Source organism: Actinokineospora lacus, from assembly GCF_053813445.1.
The window spans coordinates 521,451-538,025 of sequence record NZ_JBQERA010000003.1; the positions used below are offsets into that span (position 1 = coordinate 521,451).

Consider the following 16,575-nt stretch of genomic DNA (forward strand, 5'->3'; position numbering starts at 1 on the left):
CTTGGAAGCGGGGGCCCACTCAGTTCCCGAACTGACTACCGCTCCCACCACGAAGCGGACAAGACTTAGGTTAGCCTTACTTGAGAAGAGCCGCAACCCTCATCCGAGTGACGTGGCTTATGGGGTCAGCGGACCCGGCGGGGGCGGTCGCGGCGCAGGACGCGCAGGCGGGTCCAGTGAGCCGGGGAGACGCGGACGCCGCCGCGGCGCAGCAGGACCAGGCCGCAGACGACGGCGGTCAGCGCGGCCACGGCGCCGCCGACCAGGAACGGCGAGCGCCCGCCGAACTGATCGGCCAGCCAGCCGGTCATCGGCGCGCCGATGGGGTTGCCGCCCACGAAGACCAGCATGTACAGGCCCATCACCCGGCCGCGCATCTCCGGGACCGCGGCCAGCTGCACCGTCGAGTTCGCCGCGGTCATGAAGGTCATCAGGGCGAGCCCGACGGGGACCAAGGCGACGGCGAACAGCCCGTAGGTCGGCATCAGCCCGAGGCCCACCTGCGAGACCCCGAACACGAACGCCGCCCCGAGCAGCAGCCGGGTCCTCGGCCTGCCGCGCGAGCTGCGCCGCGCCGCCAGCAGGGCGCCGCCGAGAGTGCCTGCCGCGAGCATCGTCGAGAGCAGCCCGTACCCGGCCGCGTCCTGGTGGAAAACGTTTGCGGCCGCCACCGCGAGGGTCACGAAGAACGTCATGCCGAAGGTGCTGACGAAGAACACCATCACCATCACGGTCAGGATGTCCGGCCTGCCCCGCACGTACCGCAGGCCCTCGACCAGCTGCCCCCGCCGCGCCTTCATCCGCGGCGACGGGCGCAGCTCGCCGACGCGCATCAGCAGCAGGCCGCCGACCACCGCGCCGGTCAGCACGGCGTTGGCCAGGAACAGCCAGCCGGTGCCGATCAGCGTGATCAGCACGCCCGCGATGGCCGGGCCGACGATCCTGGCCAGGTTGAAGTTCGTGGAGTTCAGGGCGACGGCGTTGGCCAGCTGGTCGCGCCCGACGATCTCGGCGACGAAGGACTGGCGCACCGGCACCTCGACGGCGGAGAACGCCCCCAGGACCACGCACAGCACGTACACGTGCCACACCTGCACCACGCCGGTCACGTCCAGCACGCCGAGCACGACCGCGCTCAGCGCCATGCCCATCTGCAGCGCGATCAGCAGCTTGCGCTTGTCCATGCGGTCGGCGAGCACGCCCGCCCACAGCGAGAGCACCAGCGTCGGCAGGAACTGCAGGGCCGCGGCGATGCCCAGGGCGACCGGGCTGTTGTCGGTCAGCACCAGCACGAGCCAGTCCTGGGCGATGCGCTGCATCCACGTGCCGGTGTTGGACAGCAGCGCACCGCCCGCGAACAGGCGGTAGTTGCGGATGCGCAGGGAGGAGAACATCCCGTCCGAAGTGGACCGGGGTGCCGGAGGTGGCGGGCTGTGCGGCGATGCGGAAGTCCTGTCCAGTTGCCCTGGGGTCTCCGCCTGTGTCCGCACTAGTCCGCTTTACCTGCCATCCTGTCGATGATCTCGGCGGCGCGGTCCAGGATCACCCGTTCCTCGTCGTCGAGCTCTGCCAGCCGTTCGTCCAGCCACGCCTCGCGCGCGGTGATCTCGCCCTTGATGTAGACCAGTCCGGTCTCGGTGAGGGCGACGATCGCCTGCCTGCCGTCGCTGGGGTGCGGACGGCGGCTGACGTAGCCCATGTCCTCCAGCGCGGCGATCACCCTGGTCATCGAGGGGGGCTGCACGCCCTCCTTGCCCGCCAGCTCGCCCGGGGTCAGCGGTCCGCACTTGTGCAGGCAGGACAGCGCCGAGATCTGGGTCAGGGTGACCGCGGCCGTGGTGCGCTGGGCCCGAAGCCTGCGGTTGAGCCGAACGACGGCAAGGCGCAGCCTGCTCGTCAGGGTCGCGTGCTCCGGGGACACGATCGTTAGCATACCTTACTATCCGCGCCGAGACCACGGTCGTCTGCGTCACAGCGCCTGAATCGGCCCCATCGCGAAGTAGACGACGAACGCCGCGGCCACGACCCACATCAGCGGGTGCACGCCCCGCGCCCGCCCGGTCACCAGGCGCAGCACCACGTAACTGACGAAGCCCGCGCCGATGCCGTTGGCGATGGAGTAGGTGAACGGCATCACCACGATGGTCAGGAACGCGGGCAGCGCGACGGTGAAGTCGGTGAAGTCGATCTGGGTGATCTGGGCCATCATCAGCGCGCCGACGATCACCAGCGCCGGGGCCGCCGCCTCGATCGGCACGACCTGGTACAGCGGCGTCAGGAACATCGCGGCCAGGAACAGCAGCCCGGTCACGATGTTGGCCAGCCCGGTCCGCGCGCCCTCGGCGACCCCGGCCGCCGACTCGATGTAGACGGTGTTGGAGCTCGTCGACGCCGCACCGCCCGCGACCGCGCCGAGGCTGTCGACGAACAGCGCCTTGCCGGTATCGGGCAGCTTGCCGTCCTCGTCGATGAGCCCGGCTTCCTTGCCCAGGCCGGTCATCGTGCCGATGGTGTCGAAGAAGTCGGTCAGCACCAGGGTGAACACGAGCAGGGCCGCGGTCAGCGCGGGCACCCGCCACCACGCGCCGAAGGAGACCTCGCCGAGCAGGGACAGGTCGGGGATGCCGAAGACCTGCTCGGGAAGCGCTGGGTAGCCCAGGTTCCAGCCCTTCGGGTTGGTGCCCATCGACGGCCCGGCGTCCACGACCGCCTCGATCACGATGGCCAGCACGGTCCCGGCGAGCACCCCGATCAGGATGGCCCCCTTGACCCGCTTCGCCACCAGGATCGCGGTGAGGACCAGGCCGACGACGAACACCAGCGTCGGCCAGGAGGCGATCGAGCCGTTGATGCCCAAGCCCACCGGCACGGTCGTGCCCGCCGCGTCCGGCAGCCTACGCACGAACCCGGCGTCCACCAGGCCGATCAGCGCGATGAACAGCCCGATCCCGACCGCGATCGCGGACTTGAGCGGACCGGGGACGGCGTTGAACACCGCCGTGCGCACGCCGGTGACGACCAGCAGCATGACCACCAGGCCGTTGACGACCACCAGGCCCATCGCCTCGGGCCAGGTCATCTGCGGGGCGATCGTCACCGCGACGAGGGTGTTGATGCCCAGCCCCGTCGCCAGGGCGAACGGGTAGTTGGCGACGAGGCCGAAGAGGATGGTGATGACCCCCGCCACCAGCGCGGTGACCGCGGCGACCTGGTCCACCGGCAGGATGCCGCCGAGGACGTCCCGGTGCGCGCCCGCGTCGTCAGCGGCGAAACTGCCGATGATCAGCGGGTTGAGGACGACGATGTAGGCCATCGTCACGAAGGTGACCAGCCCGCCCCGCACCTCGCGGGAAACCGTCGACCCCCGCTCGCTGATCTTGAAGAACCGGTCGACGCCGGAAGGCTTCGCCTCCTCGGCCGACGGTGCCGTTGCCTCGCTTGCCATTGCCGTAGCCTCCCGGGTGTGGCTGGACCTCGACCGGCGGACGCCCCGCTACGCCCCCCGCCGCCGCTTCCTCAGCGGCTGCTGGACTTGGGGCCCATCGTGTACATCGGCACCGGCCTGTGGCTGGTGACAGCGCTCGCCCTTGCCGTGGCCCGCCTGGGCTTCGACCGAACGCCGCCGATCTGGCTGTGGACAGCCCTCGCGGGCACAGCCCTGGGCATCCTAGGCGCGGCCCTCATGACCTGGCAGCGCCGCGCCGCGAAGTCCGGCAGACGCGGCGCCCAAAAGGTCGACTGACCCACCACACCACACACACCCACAGTCAACTATTCGCACCAAAAAAAGCATCGACCACCGCACGCACCCTCACGCACCCCCCATTCCATTTCCACACTATTCAGCCGACCACAACGGAACGCAACACGCGCGCCCGAATGTCCGATGGGGTGGATTTGTTTTCGTGGGGAGGAATGCGGTGCGAACCTTGCGGGTCGTGGACGGCTCCGCCGCTCCACGCTTTTCACGACCGCGCCGCATTCCTTAGGGGCCCCGCGAAAACAGATCCACCCCATCGGACAGCCTGAAAAGTCGCGTTGCCATGTCGACGGCGGACGAGATCGCTGACGGACCAGCAGTCCGACTCGGGACTCGCGCGGGTGCACGCCGCTTGACCCCCGTGCGGCCGACCAGTGCGGGTGCTCCTCTTCGCGTATGACCAGTGCGGGTCACTTCACGTTGGCGGCCGGCGGTTGGGACCGGATGCAGGTACGCGACTTGCTAAGAGGTGTCCGATGGGGTGGATTCGTTTTCGCGGGGCCCCTAAGGAATGCGGCGCGGTCGTGGAAAAGCGTGGAGCGGCGGAGCCGTCCACGACCATAAAGTTTAGCACCGCATTCCTCCCCACAAAAACAAATCCACCCCATCGGACATTCAGGCGCGCGCGTTGCGTTCCGCTGTGGTCCGGCTGAATAGTGTGGATTTGGGGAAGGGCGCGGCGGCGTTTGCGTTGGCGTCAGCGTTGCGTCGCCATTGTTGGCGTTGGCGTTGCGTTGGTGTTGGGGTGGTGTCAGCTCAAGTAGAGGGTGGGGTCTTCGATCAAGGCGGTGAAGGTGTGGCGTTCTGGCCAGCGGTCGGTCGTCCAGGCCAGGGTGCGGGCCAGGGCTTCCGGGGTGTCTTCGCAGTGGGCGGTGCCGTCCTGGGTGACCCACCACGAGACCAGGTGTTCGCCGTCGTTCGTGCGGACGGTGAGTTTGTCGTGGACGACCGGGCCGCCCAGGGGGACGGGTTCGCCGAGGAGGTCGCAGGCGGCGGCGACGGCGCCGAGGTCGGACCAGGGGACGTACTCGCCGGTCGAGACCGGGGTGCCGTCGACGTCTTCGCCTGCCAGTGGGAGGTCGAGCAGGTCGGCCAGGGGTTCGGCGAGGGCGAAGTCGGGGCCCGCGGAGACCACCGCGGATTCCGGGAGGACGGCCAGCAGCCAGGGGCCGTCGAGGACCGCGCAGTCGTCGGAGACCGTGCCCGCCAGGGTGCGGGCGTCCTCGGGCGGGGTGATGTCCTCGGGGTCGATGTCCTCGTCGTGCACGGCCTCGGCCAGCGCGGTGTGGGCGCGCAGGACGATGCCGGGCGGGATCTCGCGGTCGGCGTCGGCGAGGCGGGTGAGCAGGTCCTCGGCGTCGTCGGCGGTGTGCACGGCCAGCTCGGTGCGGACGCCGACCGCGGCGAGGACGCGGGGGTCGACGTCCACGTCGGGCAGCGGGTCGTAGAGGCCGGTCAGCGCCGCGGCGCCGGGCATGCGCCACGACGTCGGCGAGGCGCCCGCCAGGGACGCGTGCCTGCCGATCCACCAGGCCGGGTAGCCGTCGGGGTCGATCAGGGCGCGCCAGGTCTCCGGGGACGCGGCGAGCAGGCGCAGGGCGCGGGGCCAGGCGTCGGGGGCGACGAGGTCGAGGTCGCGCACGCCGACGACGCGCGACGGCGGCACCGGCAGGGAGTCCCACCAGCGCGCCTCGTCGGCCAGGTCGTGGTCGGGGCCGGTCGGGGAGTCGTCGACCACCAGGGCGAAGGCGTCGAGGACGCCGACGGCGGTGAGGACGTGGGCGGGCCACTCCTCGGCCAGCGTGGACGACAGCACGCCGATCGGGGAGTCCGGGTCCAGCACGTCGAGCAGCGGCGAGCCGGGCAGGGCCAGCTCGTCGGCGCGGCGCCAGTCGCCCACCGAGTCGGGCAGGGCCAGCGCGCCCAGCCACGGCGCCGAGACGGCGCCGGCCTCGCGGACCAGGCGCAGCACGACCGCGGCGAGGGCCGTGGTGTCGACGCCGGACTCGGCCTCGTCCATGCTCCGCTCGACGGCGTCGCGCAGGCTCTCCAGCAGGTCAGCGGCGGTGCCGTGGTCGGCGCCGAGGCGGTCCAGGATCGGGTGGGCGGCGCCGGGGTGCACCACGCGCAGGGCGCCGACGTCGGTGTGGGTGAGCAGGTCGAGCAGGTCGGGGTCGCCGTCGTAGCGCAGCGCGCCGCGCGGGCCGGGCAGGGTGCGGCCGTCGGCCAGCGGGACGGGCAGGCCGCCCAGCTCGCCGCGGGCGGTGGAGTCGGTCTCCACGACCGGGGCCAGCGCGGTGTACAGCCGGTGCCACCAGTCGATCGGCTTGGCCGCGCCGGTGATCGCGGCGACCACCTCGGCCAGGCGCATCCTGGGCACCTCGAGGGCGTTCAGCGCGCCGGTGTGGGCGGGCTCGGACAGCGCGCCGTCGACCAGGTCGGGGATGACCTCGGAGAGCAGGTCGGCGAGGCCGGGGGCCGCGGCGTCGATGACGCGGGCGCGCACCGGGGTCAGCCAGCGCGGCTCGGCGGTGCCCGCGGCGGGCAGCCACTCGGCCCTGCGCAGCGCGGCGCGGATCAGCTCGCGCAGCCGGTCGTCCACTTCGGACAGCGGGAAACCGGTGCGGGGCACCAGTCCCGTGCGGCGCTTGGCGGGCAGCTTGGCGACCAGGCCGGGGTAGGCCCGAGCGGCTGCGGCCAAGACCTCGTCGGCGGCGGGCCCGGGGCGGGCGCGGCGGCGGCTCGGCTCGATCGGAACCGTCGCGACCAGGCGGGCGGGCAGCGAGAGCCGCTCGTCGGTCGGCGTCGGGGCGTGCAGGACGTCTTCGGCGAGCGGGTGCGGGGCGCCGTCCGGGTCCAGGCGCAGCGCCCACGTCACCGTCCACTGGGGACGCTCACGGGCCTCGACGCCCAGGGTGGCGAGGACGTCGGCGGACAGCTCGCCGGTCACCCGGTGCACCAGCCAGGACAGCGGGTCGCCAGGGCCGTGGATGGTGAGGCGGTCGTCCTCGTCGGTGCGGGTCCAGGTGGTGCCGCCGATCTCCAGGCGGGTCAGGGCGGGCAGGGCCAGCAGGAGGTCGGCGGCCTCGGCGGCGAGCGCGGAGATCAGCGCGTGGCCGTCGACGTCGGCGCGCAGCGGCAGCCGGACCTCGGTGACGAAGCCCGCGGGCGGCGGCGCCTCGTCGGTCGGCCAGACCAGGCGCAGCACCGGCACCCGGCCGTCGCGCTCGGCGGCGCGGGCGGCCAGCTCGGGGTGCTCGGCGATCGCGTCGGTCGTCTTGGCCGCGGAGAAGGCCACGCCGCCGTCGACGGAGACCACGCGCGGGGCGTCGGTGACGGCGAGCACGGCGGAGAAGCCGAGGCCGAACTGGCCGACGCCGCGCTGCTTGGCCGAGGCGCGCAGCGACGACAGGGCCGCGACGCCCGCGGCGTCCAGGGGCCTGCCGGTGTTGGCGGCGCGCAGTTCACCGTCGACGACGTCCACGCGCAGGGTGCCGTTGGCGCCCGCGGCGTCGGCGGCGTTCTGGGCGAGCTCAACGAGCAGGCGGTCGCGGTAGCCGCCGAGGTAGAGGTCCTCCTCGGCGTTGGCGTCCTCGCGGAAGCGGGTCGGCGAGGACGTCCACGCGCCGAGCACGGACGCGCGTAAGGCGGCCGTGCCGAAGTTGTCGGCGCTCACCCTTCGTCGCCGGGCTCGCGGTCAGCAGCGGTGCTGGGGGTGGCCTCATTGGAGGCGGAGACGGTGGTTTGGGGCGGTGGGGCCGTTTCACCATCAGGAGCGGTGTCCGGGGTGGCGGCCTCGACTGCCTGGGGGATGGGTTCGGGCTTCAGGACCGCGTCAGCCGGGTTGGGGTCCTCGGGGTGCGGTGCGTGGGTATGGGGCTTGGAAGCGGCTACCGCCGCTTCCACTTCCAACAGGGCGTCGTCGTAGATCAGGTCGGCGACGAGGACCGGGGAGATCTGCTCGACCTCGGCTTCGGAGTGGGCGCCGCAGCCGTACTCGGCGTGGACGACGCGGGCGTCCGCCGGGGCGATCTCGTTGCCGCAGACCCCGAAGGCCGCGCCGAGCAGGCCCGCGACGGGCAGGTAGAAGCCGCAGGTGCCGCAGTGGGCCGGGGCGCCGCGGGCCATGTCCGAGCCAGGGCCGAACTCGCCGGACTGCCAGCGGTCGGCGGCGTCGAGCCTGCCCTCGCGGGACATCACCCTGGGGCGGCCGAGGCCGACCTCCATGGCCAGGTCCTCCACCGCCGGGTCCTCGCTGGCGGCGTACCCGGGCACGAGGCGGAAGTCGTCCGGGTCGGTGGGCAGCAGGTCGCCGACGCCGAGGTCGCCCGCGCGGACCCGGTCCTGCCAGGGCACCCACGGCGGGGCGACCATGGCGTCCGGGCCGGGCAGCAGCACGACCTCGCTGACGGTGACATCGTGGCCTTCCACCCGCGCGACGGTCACCGCCCAGCGCCAGCCGCGGTAGCCGACCTTGTCGGCCTCGAAGAGGTGGGTGGCGGCGTGCTCGTCTTCGGCGGTGACGGCGACGTGCGCGCCGACCTCGTCCCCCGCCTCGGTCTGAGCGGCGGAACGGGCGATGTCGACCGCCGCGAGCAGCGCGGGGTCGGTCACATCCTGGGGTGCGGGCGTCGAGGTCATCACGCCTGATTGTGCCGCACGCCTGTGCCCGCCCGCGCAGCCGTGCCAGGCTTGGCCCGTGCGCGCGCTCTCCCTGCTCCTGTCCGCGCTACTCACCGTGAGCTGCGCAGCCGAAACACCGGCCGCCGAACCCGCCCGTCTGCGGGTCGACGTGCTGGCCGAAGTGCCCCACGACCCCACCGCCTTCACCCAGGGCCTGGAGCTGGTCGACGGCGTCCTCTACGAGGGCACCGGCCTCGTCGGGCGCTCCGAGCTGCGGATAACCGACCCGGCCACCGGCGAGGTCCAAGCGCGCACGACGCTGCCCGGCGACCTCTTCGGCGAGGGCATCACCGTCGTCGGCGACCGGATCTGGCAGCTCACCTGGCAGCACGAGGTGGCCATCGAGCGCGACCGGGAGAGCCTGGCCGAGCTGCGCAGGGTCACCTACTCGGGTGAAGGCTGGGGCCTGTGCCACGACGGCGGGCGGCTCGTGATGAGCGACGGCACCGACACCCTCACCTTCCGCGACCCGACGACCTTCGACCCGGTCGGCGAGGTCGACGTGCGCGAGGGGGGCGAGCCGGTGCTGCGGCTCAACGAGCTGGAGTGCGTGGACGGGGCGGTGTACGCCAACGTCTGGCAGACCGACCGCATCGTGCGCATCGACCCGGGGTCCGGCGCGGTGACCGGGGTCGCCGACCTCTCCGGGCTGCTGTCGGCGGAGGAGCGCGCGGCCACCGACGTCCTCAACGGCATCGCCCACGTGCCCGGGACCGACGAGTTCCTGATCACCGGGAAGCTGTGGCCGACGATGTTCCGGGTCAGGTTCGCGCCGGCCTGACCCATCCCGCACACGCGCCGTCGGTGTCAAGCCGCCGAATGCGGCAGGATGGGGGACGTGATTCGCTCCGGTTCGCCCGACCAGCCCGAGCGGCGCCCCAAGCGCGGCCGCAAGGGCTGGACCGACGCGCCGCAGCCGGACTGGCGGGCGGCGGAGCCCCCGCCGCGCAGGCGTCCGACCCGCCCCTACGAGCGCCCGGACGAGCCGGACCTGGAGACCTTCGGGGACCGCTACCCGCACGACTACCCGCAGGGTGGTCCCCACGGCGAGCCGTCCGCGGGCGGGTCGCAGCGGCCTCGCCCACCCTGGCGCGACGACGACTTCGCCGACCGCTACGACCGCGGACCCGCGCCGCGCGACACCCGGCGCTGGGGCGCCGCGCCCCGCCACGACGACCGCCACCCGGGCCACCCGTCCGAGCCGCGCCCGCGCCACCCGGACGACCGCCACCCGGACGACCGCCACCCCGACGACCGCTACCCAGGCGGTCACCCGGACAGCCGCCACCCAGACAGCCGCCATCCGGACGACCGGTACCCGGACGACCGCCACCCCGACGACCGCTACCCAGGCGGTCACCCGGACAGCCGCCACCCAGACAGCCGCCATCCGGACGACCGGTACTCAGGCAGCCGCCCGGACGAGCGCCACGCAGACGGCCGCGACGCCGGCAGCCGCCACCCGAGCGACCGGTACCCCGACAGCCGTCATCCCGACAGCCGTCAAACCAGCGGCCGTCACCCGGACAGCCGTCGTTCGGACGAGCGGTACGCGGACAGGCGTCATCCTGACGAGCGATACGGGGACGGCCGTCATACCGACGAGCGATACGCCGACGGCCGCCACCCGGACGACGGGTACCGCGACGACGGGTACCGGGACGGCACGCGCGACCGCGACGACCGGTTCCGCGACGGCCCTTACCGCGACAATCCCCGCGGCGACGGCCCTCACCGCGGGGGCACCGACGGCGACCCGTCCGAGCGCGCCACCGACGAGGTGCCCGGCTCCCCCCGCTTCCCCAAGAAGCTCACCGTCACCCGGGTGGCCGCGCTGCGCAGCAGGCAGCTGACCACGCGGGCGGTGTCCGCCTTCCGCAGGGCCGCGGGCGCCGACGGCGCGGAGAAGTCCGGCCTGACCGCGCTCACCTACGCCACGATGTTCAACTACGCCAGTGACGCGGCGATGGCCGTCGCCCTCGCCAACACGCTGTTCTTCTCCGCGGCGGCCGGGGAGAGCAAGGGCAAGGTCGCGCTGTACCTGCTGATCACCGTGGCCCCGTTCGCGCTGCTGGCCCCGGTGATCGGGCCCGCGCTCGACCGCATCCAGCGCGGCAGGCGGCTGGCCATGTGCGCTGTCTCGGCCGGTCAGGCGCTGATGTGCGTGATCATGGCGCTGAACTTCGACAACTGGATGCTGTACCCGGCGGCGCTGGGCAAGATGGTGCTGTCCAAGTCGTTCACCGTGCTCAAGGCGGCGGTCACCCCGAGGGTGCTGCCACCGGAGATCACGCTGGCCAAGACCAACGCCCGGCTGACGGTGTTCGGGCTGGCCGCGGGCGCGGTGCTGGGCGGGGTGGCGGTCGGGTTCGCCAACGTGTTCGGCTCGGCGGGCGCGCTGTGGTTCACCGTGGTGATCTCCCTGGCCGGGGCGGTGCAGGCGCTGCGCATCCCGGCGCGGGTCGAGGTCACCGAGGGCGAGGTGCCCGCCTCGATCAAGGCGCACCCCGGCAAGGCGCACAGACAGCCGGTCGGCAGGCAGATAGTGGTCGCGCTGTGGGGCAACGGCACCATCCGGGTGCTGACCGGGTTCCTGATGATGTTCGCCGCGTTCGCCGTGCGCGCGGAGTACGAGACCGACGCGTTCCAGCAGATCCTGCTGCTGGGCGTGATCGCGGCGGCGGCCGGGATCGGCAGCTTCGCGGGCAACGCCATCGGCGCGCGGGTGCACGTCGGCAAGCCCGAGCAGGTGGTGATCGGGTGCGCGACCGGGGCGCTGGTCTCGACGGTCGTGGCCACCTTCGCCGCCGGGATCACCACCGCGGCGATCGTCGGGCTGGTGGGCGCGGTGTCCAGCGCGCTGGCCAAGAACAGCCTCGACGCGGTGATCCAGGACGACCTGCCCGAGCAGTCGCGCGCCTCGGCGTTCGGCCGCTCGGAGACGGTGCTGCAGCTGGCCTGGGTGTTCGGCGGCGCCATGGGTGTCTTACTGCCGCCGACCTGGTGGATCGGTTTCCTGGTGGTCTCGGTCGTGCTGGCCGTCGGCCTCGCCCAGACGCTGATGACCCGGCGCGGGGGGTCGCTCATCCCCGGGCTGGGCGGGGACCGGCCGATAAGGCCGGACCCGACCGCCGACCACCCCCTGCCCGACCCGCGAGGGTGGCGGCCCGCGACCCTGCACGAAGGCCCGCCGCCCGGCTCCCCGTAGGGTCGGGCGCGTGCGACCAGCCAAGACCGCCGCCGTCATCGCCGCAGCCCTCGCCGCCGTGGGCTGCGGGGCGCCCCCGCCGCCAGAGGTGACGTTCTACGCCGACGGGAACGCGGTGGCCGCCGCGCCGCAGATCCTGTGCGACCTGGCGTCGCTGACCTGCGCGCAGGACGAGGACGCCGTGGTCACCCTGTCGATGCGCCGCGGCATGCCGGTGCAGATCTCGGTGCCCGCCGCCCTGGCCCGCGAGCCGTGGGGGGTGGTGTTCTCCTACCTCGACGGCGACGGCAAGCGGGTGGACGGCAGCAGCCGGATCTTCGTGCCCACCGCCGAGAAGCGGCACGCGTACACGCTGGAGCTGCCCACGCCGCAGGACCGCCTGCTGTTCGCCGCCGTGCAGCGCCTGGCCATCGTGCAGGGCGAGACGCCGGTGCCCACCGGCTACTGGGTCCTGGAGGCTACGGGTCCAGCTCCCGAGCGACAGCCCTGACCACCTCGGCGACCCGCTTGACCACCTTGCGGTCCGGGTAGCGCCCGCGCGCCAGGTCGGGCTGGATGGTCGACTCCAGCATCTTGATCATGTCCTCGACCAGGCCGTGCAGCTCCTCTGCAGGCCGACGCCGCGCCTCGACCACCGACGGCGGCGCGTCGATCAGCCGCACCGAGAGCGCCTGCGGCCCGCGGCGCCCGTCGGCCACCCCGAACTCGATGCGCTGCCCGGCTTTGAGGCCGGGCACCCCCGCGGGGAGGGCGGAGGCGCGGACGTAGACGTCCTCACCGTCCTCCTGGGTGACGAACCCGAAACCCTTCGCCGTGTCGTACCACTTGACCTTGCCGGTCGGCACCGCACTCACCATTCCCTCGTCGTCTCTGCCGCCATTGCGCGGACTCCGCAAGACGAACGCGCCCTGGGGCACCACCCTGGACGCGTCTGTCCAGCCTAGGCCGGCGGAGGTCGCCTCGGCTCGTCCCCCTCCGGGTGTCACCGAAGGAAGGACTACGCCCGCGGCGAACGTATCCTGCCCGTATGACCGTCCCCCGGACCATGATCGCCGCCGTGGCGCTGTTCAGCGTCGGCCTCCTCGCGGTGATCACCATCTTCGTGCTCGGCGCGCTCGACCGGCAAGCCAGTTGGCTGTGGGCGGTCGCGATGGGGCTGCCGGTGGGCCTCGGGGTGGCCGTCGCCCACGCGGTCCGGCGGCGCTAGTAGCCGGCCAGCCAGGCGGGGAACTCGGTCAGGTCGTTGAGCACGACGTCGGCTTCGCGCAGCATCTCCTTGGTGCAGGGCCCGGTGGGGACGGCCACGGCGGTGGCGTTGCCCGCCCTGGCCCCCGCGATGTCGCCCTCGTGGTCGCCGACGAAGATCTGGGCCCCCTCCTCGGCCAGCACGACCCCCTTGGCCTCGGCCCAGAGCCCACCCGCGACGACGTCCACCTCCCACCCGAACGCCTCGACGTGCAGCCGCGCGTTGGGCTCGAACTTGCCGGTCACGACCAGCGTCCGCCCCCCGAGGTCCCGTACCGCCTGGAGGGCCTCCGCCGCCCCCGGCATCGGGACGGTGGCGGGGACGACGACGTCGGGGTAAAGGGCGCGGAAGCGGGCGACCAACCCGGGAATCCGCTCCTCGGGCGCCTCGAACCCCCGCAGGACGGCCTCCAACGGCGGCCCAAGACTGGCCGCGAACCGCTCCCCGTCCAACGCCAGCCCACTCTCGGCGGCCAGGGCGTTCATGGCCAAGACCATCCCCGGCCTCGGGTCGATCAGGGTCATGTCCAGGTCGAAGCCGACCACCAGGTCATCGCGCACCAACCCGACGGTACTGGCTTCAGACCCTCGAACATGGGCGTGCGGAGGGTCAAGGTCCCTGTACCGCGACATGGATCCTCATCCGATCGGGTGGTCCGACGATCAGGGGCCGACGAACCGCTCTGAACGTCGCCCCTGCTGGCGGAAGATGAGCCGTGTCGATCGAAAAGGCAGCGGCGAGCATGCGAGCGGGGTTGGGCAAGCTCTCCCGCGAGCGGACGGCGCTGCTCGGCGCGGCGACTGCCCTCGATGAGGCGCGGACGATCATCCACAACGTCAGTAGCGGCACCGCGAGGCCCGAAGCCGCTCAAGCAATCGCACTGCTCAGCGCGGCACTAATACAACTTGGCGACGTCCTCAACCAGCAGGACGGAGCAACAAACCTGGTGGAGAAGTACCTCGCCGACGTTGCCGGCCGTCAACGACACCAGCACTGCCATCGCCTACACCGCGCCAAACGCCCTCGGTATCCCCGTTCAACCAACCCCCGACGTCCGAGCGCGTCGAACGGCTACGACAGGAACTGCCCCCACCATTGGAAGGGCCAGGCACCGGTCGTAAGACACACGGCCGGTGGTTCAGCGGCGACCAGCCCGCACAACCGATCGTCAGCGGCGAAGACGAGGATGCCGACCTTGCTGGGCGTTACCTCGCCATGCTCGGCCCGCGCATCCCCACGATCCGCACCCACGCCGAGGCGAAGCTCGCCGCGCTCATCCGGCACCACTGGCAGACAACCGGCGAGACCTCCAGCGCAACCATCGTGATCAACCACGAGATATGCCCCGGCCGCATGTCCTGTCGTACGTACCTGCCCCGCCTACTCCCACCCGGATGTTCCATTACCGTGGTCACACCGAAGACCCGTCACACCTTCACCGGAGAAACGAAGTGACACCCCTGATCTTCTGGTACTCGCCCGACCAGGAAGACGACCACGTGGCCACAACTTCCGACGAGATCGACGCGGCCCTGGACCACGTAGCCAACCTCGCCCCCAACGTCTCAACCGTCGCCGAGATCACGCGCCAAGACGTCGAAACGGATGGCCTCTACGCGGGATTCAACGGCAACGTCGGAACCCTCCACTACGTCGGCAACGGAACCGGCACCTACAGCCAGGGCACCACGATCGCCGACGCCGACGCACTCTCGTACGACCACCAATGGAACGTCATGCAGTTCTCGCCCGACGCGGAAATCCCCATCGCCGACGTCAGGGCCGCCGTACACGAGTACTTCCGCACAGGCACCCGACCAACCGGTGTCCAGTGGCAAGACTGGACACCACCGCGCGAGTCGGACAACGCCTGACACCTCGCCCACGACGACCCGCCTCGGCATGAAATTGTCGCGCCGTCCGGCCAACACGGTCGACTAAGTCAGTATGGCTGGATCGAGGACGCGATCGGGGCGCCGATCACCGCCACGATCGCCGATCTCCTGGTGGATGGAGTCGCCGCGTGAACACAGCCAACTGGTCTGTGCTGGCGCGTGGGCTCGCCGGTGAACTCGCTGACGAGGGTGTGTTGCGGAGCGACGCGTGGCGGGAGGCTGTTGAGGCAGTTCCCCGGCACGTCTTCGTGTCGAGGTTCTATACGCAGCAACCGGATGGCGAGTGGGTGGAGACGGGCGCCGACGATCCCGGGTGGCTTCCGGCGGTGTACCGGAATCAGCCCTTGGTCACCGATCTCGCGGTGGATTCGCGCGGTAACCGGGTCACGGTTTCCTCGTCGACCAAGCCTGGCTTGATGGTGCGGACGCTGGAGGCGCTCGACGTGCGCGACGGGCAGCGGGTGCTCGAGATCGGCACGGGCACCGGGTACAACGCCGGGCTGCTGTCGCACCGGCTCGGCGATGACCGGGTGTTCTCGGTCGACATCGGGGCGGGGTTGGTCGCGGCGGCGCGCGGCAGGCTGGCCGGGTTGGGGTTCACGCCAGTGCTGTCCGCCGCCCATGGCGCGGACGGGATGCCTGGGCACGCGCCGTTCGACCGGATCATCGCGACCTGCTCGGTGCCTTCGGTGCCGTGGGCATGGGCTGAGCAGGTGCGCGAGGGCGGACTGGTGCTGGTCGACGTCAAACGGAGCGGGCACGCGGGCAACCTCGTCCTGCTGAGGCGTCACCCCGACCGGCTCGAAGGCCGGTTCCTGGCGCGGTGGGCCGGTTTCATGGCGATGCGTGACGTAGACCAGGCACCCGAGTCTGGGGTCGCGGTCGCCGAGGTGGCAAGCGGGGAACGGTCGGTGACGCAGCTCGACCCCCTGCCGTGGTCGGCGCAGATCCCCTGGTTCCTCGCCCACGCCCACCTGCCCGGCGACCTCGCTTTCGGCTACCACGGCACCTCAGCGGTATTCACCGCCCACGACGGTTCCCGGGCAGCCGTCCAGACCGGACCTGGCGAACGCGAGGTGCGCCAACACGGGCCGACCAGGATCTGGGACGCCTTCGAAGCCGCCCACCAGGCGTGGGACGCTCTCGGCAAACCAGCCTGGGACCGCTTCGGCATGACCGTCACAGCCGAAGGCGGCCAGCGAGTGTGGCTGGACGACCCGGCAGACGGACCGCAATGGCGGTTTCCTGACCGCAGCGCTCAGTCCACGTCGGCGCGCATTTCTTCGGACGTCACCTTCACCGGAGAGCCGAAGTGACACCCCTGATCGTCTGGTACTCACCCGACCAGGGAGGCGACCACGTAGCTTCGACCTCCGTCGAGATCGACGCGACCTTGGACCACGTAGCCAACCTCACCCCCAACGTCCCAGTCATCGCCGAGATCACGCGCCAAGACGTCGAAACGGATGGCCTCTACGCGGGATTCAACGGCAACGTCGGAACCCTCCACTACGTCGGCAACGGAGCCAGCACCTACAGCCAGGGCACCAAGACCGCCGACGCCGACGCACTCTCATACGACCACCAATGGAACGTCATGCAATTCCCGCCCGACGCGGAAATCCCCATCGCCGACGTCAGGGCCGCCGTACACGAGTACTTCCGCACAGGCACCCGACCAACCAGTATCCAGTGGCAAGACTGGACACCACCGCGCGAGTCGGACAATGCCTGACGCCTCGCCCACGACGACCCCGCCTCGGGGTGAAGCTGTCGCGACCGT

The 16,575-nt window shown here is 71.7% G+C and carries 16 protein-coding genes; 9 read left to right on the plus strand and 7 right to left on the minus strand.

The features are described 5' to 3' along the window. Positions 1-125: 125 nt before the first annotated feature. From ACTG9Q_RS10515 to ACTG9Q_RS10525, 3 genes are all read right to left on the minus strand, one after another. Positions 126-1,394, minus strand: coding sequence for an MFS transporter (locus ACTG9Q_RS10515; RefSeq protein WP_455572479.1), 1,269 nt, complete (start codon positions 1,392-1,394; stop codon positions 126-128). Between the two features lie 95 nt (positions 1,395-1,489). After that, on the minus strand, positions 1,490-1,921 hold the full coding sequence (locus tag ACTG9Q_RS10520) for a MarR family winged helix-turn-helix transcriptional regulator (protein WP_455572480.1): 432 nt from the start codon (positions 1,919-1,921) through the stop codon (positions 1,490-1,492). A gap of 48 nt (positions 1,922-1,969) precedes the next feature. Then, a complete protein-coding gene (locus ACTG9Q_RS10525; protein WP_455572481.1) occupies positions 1,970-3,445 on the minus strand; it encodes an NCS2 family permease in 1,476 nt (491 codons plus the stop codon). A gap of 18 nt (positions 3,446-3,463) precedes the next feature. On the opposite strand from ACTG9Q_RS10525, the gene ACTG9Q_RS10530 reads away from it, so the two are divergent. Next, entirely contained in the window at positions 3,464-3,742 is a 279-nt protein-coding gene (locus ACTG9Q_RS10530; RefSeq protein WP_455572482.1) for a DUF2530 domain-containing protein, read from the plus strand. Between the two features lie 769 nt (positions 3,743-4,511). On the opposite strand, the gene ACTG9Q_RS10535 is transcribed toward ACTG9Q_RS10530, so the two are convergent. Together ACTG9Q_RS10535 and ACTG9Q_RS10540 are read right to left on the minus strand one after the other, a co-directional pair. Further along, positions 4,512-7,436: a sacsin N-terminal ATP-binding-like domain-containing protein gene (locus ACTG9Q_RS10535; RefSeq protein WP_455572483.1), complete on the minus strand. Its 2,925-nt coding sequence runs from the start codon at positions 7,434-7,436 to the stop codon at positions 4,512-4,514. After that, entirely contained in the window at positions 7,433-8,401 is a 969-nt protein-coding gene (locus ACTG9Q_RS10540) for a DUF3027 domain-containing protein (protein ID WP_455572484.1), read from the minus strand. The genes ACTG9Q_RS10535 and ACTG9Q_RS10540 overlap by 4 nt, the downstream gene beginning before the upstream one ends. Positions 8,402-8,459: 58 nt before the next feature. On the opposite strand from ACTG9Q_RS10540, the gene ACTG9Q_RS10545 reads away from it, so the two are divergent. Genes ACTG9Q_RS10545 through ACTG9Q_RS10555 form a run of 3 tightly spaced genes read left to right on the plus strand, consistent with a single transcriptional unit; the run spans position 8,460 to position 12,141 of the window. Beyond that, positions 8,460-9,224 carry a glutaminyl-peptide cyclotransferase gene (locus ACTG9Q_RS10545; protein ID WP_455572485.1) on the plus strand — a complete coding sequence of 255 codons (765 nt, stop codon included), beginning with the start codon at positions 8,460-8,462 and terminating at the stop codon, positions 9,222-9,224. 57 nt (positions 9,225-9,281) lie between these two features. Continuing rightward, positions 9,282-11,651, plus strand: a complete 2,370-nt coding sequence (locus ACTG9Q_RS10550; protein WP_455572486.1) for an MFS transporter — start codon at positions 9,282-9,284, stop codon at positions 11,649-11,651. A 10-nt stretch (positions 11,652-11,661) separates the two neighbouring features. Beyond that, positions 11,662-12,141: a DUF2771 family protein gene (locus ACTG9Q_RS10555; protein WP_455572487.1), complete on the plus strand. Its 480-nt coding sequence runs from the start codon at positions 11,662-11,664 to the stop codon at positions 12,139-12,141. On the opposite strand, the gene ACTG9Q_RS10560 is transcribed toward ACTG9Q_RS10555, so the two are convergent. After that, on the minus strand, positions 12,110-12,496 hold the full coding sequence (locus ACTG9Q_RS10560) for a cold-shock protein (protein ID WP_455572488.1): 387 nt from the start codon (positions 12,494-12,496) through the stop codon (positions 12,110-12,112). The genes ACTG9Q_RS10555 and ACTG9Q_RS10560 overlap by 32 nt on opposite strands. A 182-nt stretch (positions 12,497-12,678) precedes the next feature. Between ACTG9Q_RS10560 and ACTG9Q_RS10565 the strand changes: the two genes are divergently transcribed. Then, positions 12,679-12,858 carry a hypothetical protein gene (locus ACTG9Q_RS10565; protein WP_455572489.1) on the plus strand — a complete coding sequence of 60 codons (180 nt, stop codon included), beginning with the start codon at positions 12,679-12,681 and terminating at the stop codon, positions 12,856-12,858. On the opposite strand, the gene ACTG9Q_RS10570 is transcribed toward ACTG9Q_RS10565, so the two are convergent. Next, positions 12,855-13,457, minus strand: coding sequence for an HAD family hydrolase (locus tag ACTG9Q_RS10570; RefSeq protein ID WP_455572490.1), 603 nt, complete (start codon positions 13,455-13,457; stop codon positions 12,855-12,857). The genes ACTG9Q_RS10565 and ACTG9Q_RS10570 overlap by 4 nt on opposite strands. A gap of 535 nt (positions 13,458-13,992) precedes the next feature. On the opposite strand from ACTG9Q_RS10570, the gene ACTG9Q_RS10575 reads away from it, so the two are divergent. The 4 genes from ACTG9Q_RS10575 to ACTG9Q_RS10590 all read left to right on the plus strand — a co-directional run bounded on the left by ACTG9Q_RS10575 (position 13,993) and on the right by ACTG9Q_RS10590 (position 16,527). Further along, positions 13,993-14,352 (plus strand): DddA-like double-stranded DNA deaminase toxin, encoded by a 360-nt coding sequence (locus tag ACTG9Q_RS10575; RefSeq protein WP_455572491.1) that lies wholly within the window; start codon positions 13,993-13,995, stop codon positions 14,350-14,352. Next, complete coding sequence (locus ACTG9Q_RS10580) at positions 14,349-14,771, plus strand: Imm1 family immunity protein (RefSeq protein ID WP_455572492.1); 423 nt, start codon at positions 14,349-14,351, stop codon at positions 14,769-14,771. Before ACTG9Q_RS10575 ends, ACTG9Q_RS10580 begins: the two co-directional genes overlap by 4 nt. A gap of 149 nt (positions 14,772-14,920) precedes the next feature. Continuing rightward, on the plus strand, positions 14,921-16,108 hold the full coding sequence (locus tag ACTG9Q_RS10585; protein ID WP_455572493.1) for a methyltransferase domain-containing protein: 1,188 nt from the start codon (positions 14,921-14,923) through the stop codon (positions 16,106-16,108). Then, complete coding sequence (locus ACTG9Q_RS10590) at positions 16,105-16,527, plus strand: Imm1 family immunity protein (protein WP_455572494.1); 423 nt, start codon at positions 16,105-16,107, stop codon at positions 16,525-16,527. Before ACTG9Q_RS10585 ends, ACTG9Q_RS10590 begins: the two co-directional genes overlap by 4 nt. The last annotated feature ends 48 nt before the right edge of the window (positions 16,528-16,575 follow it).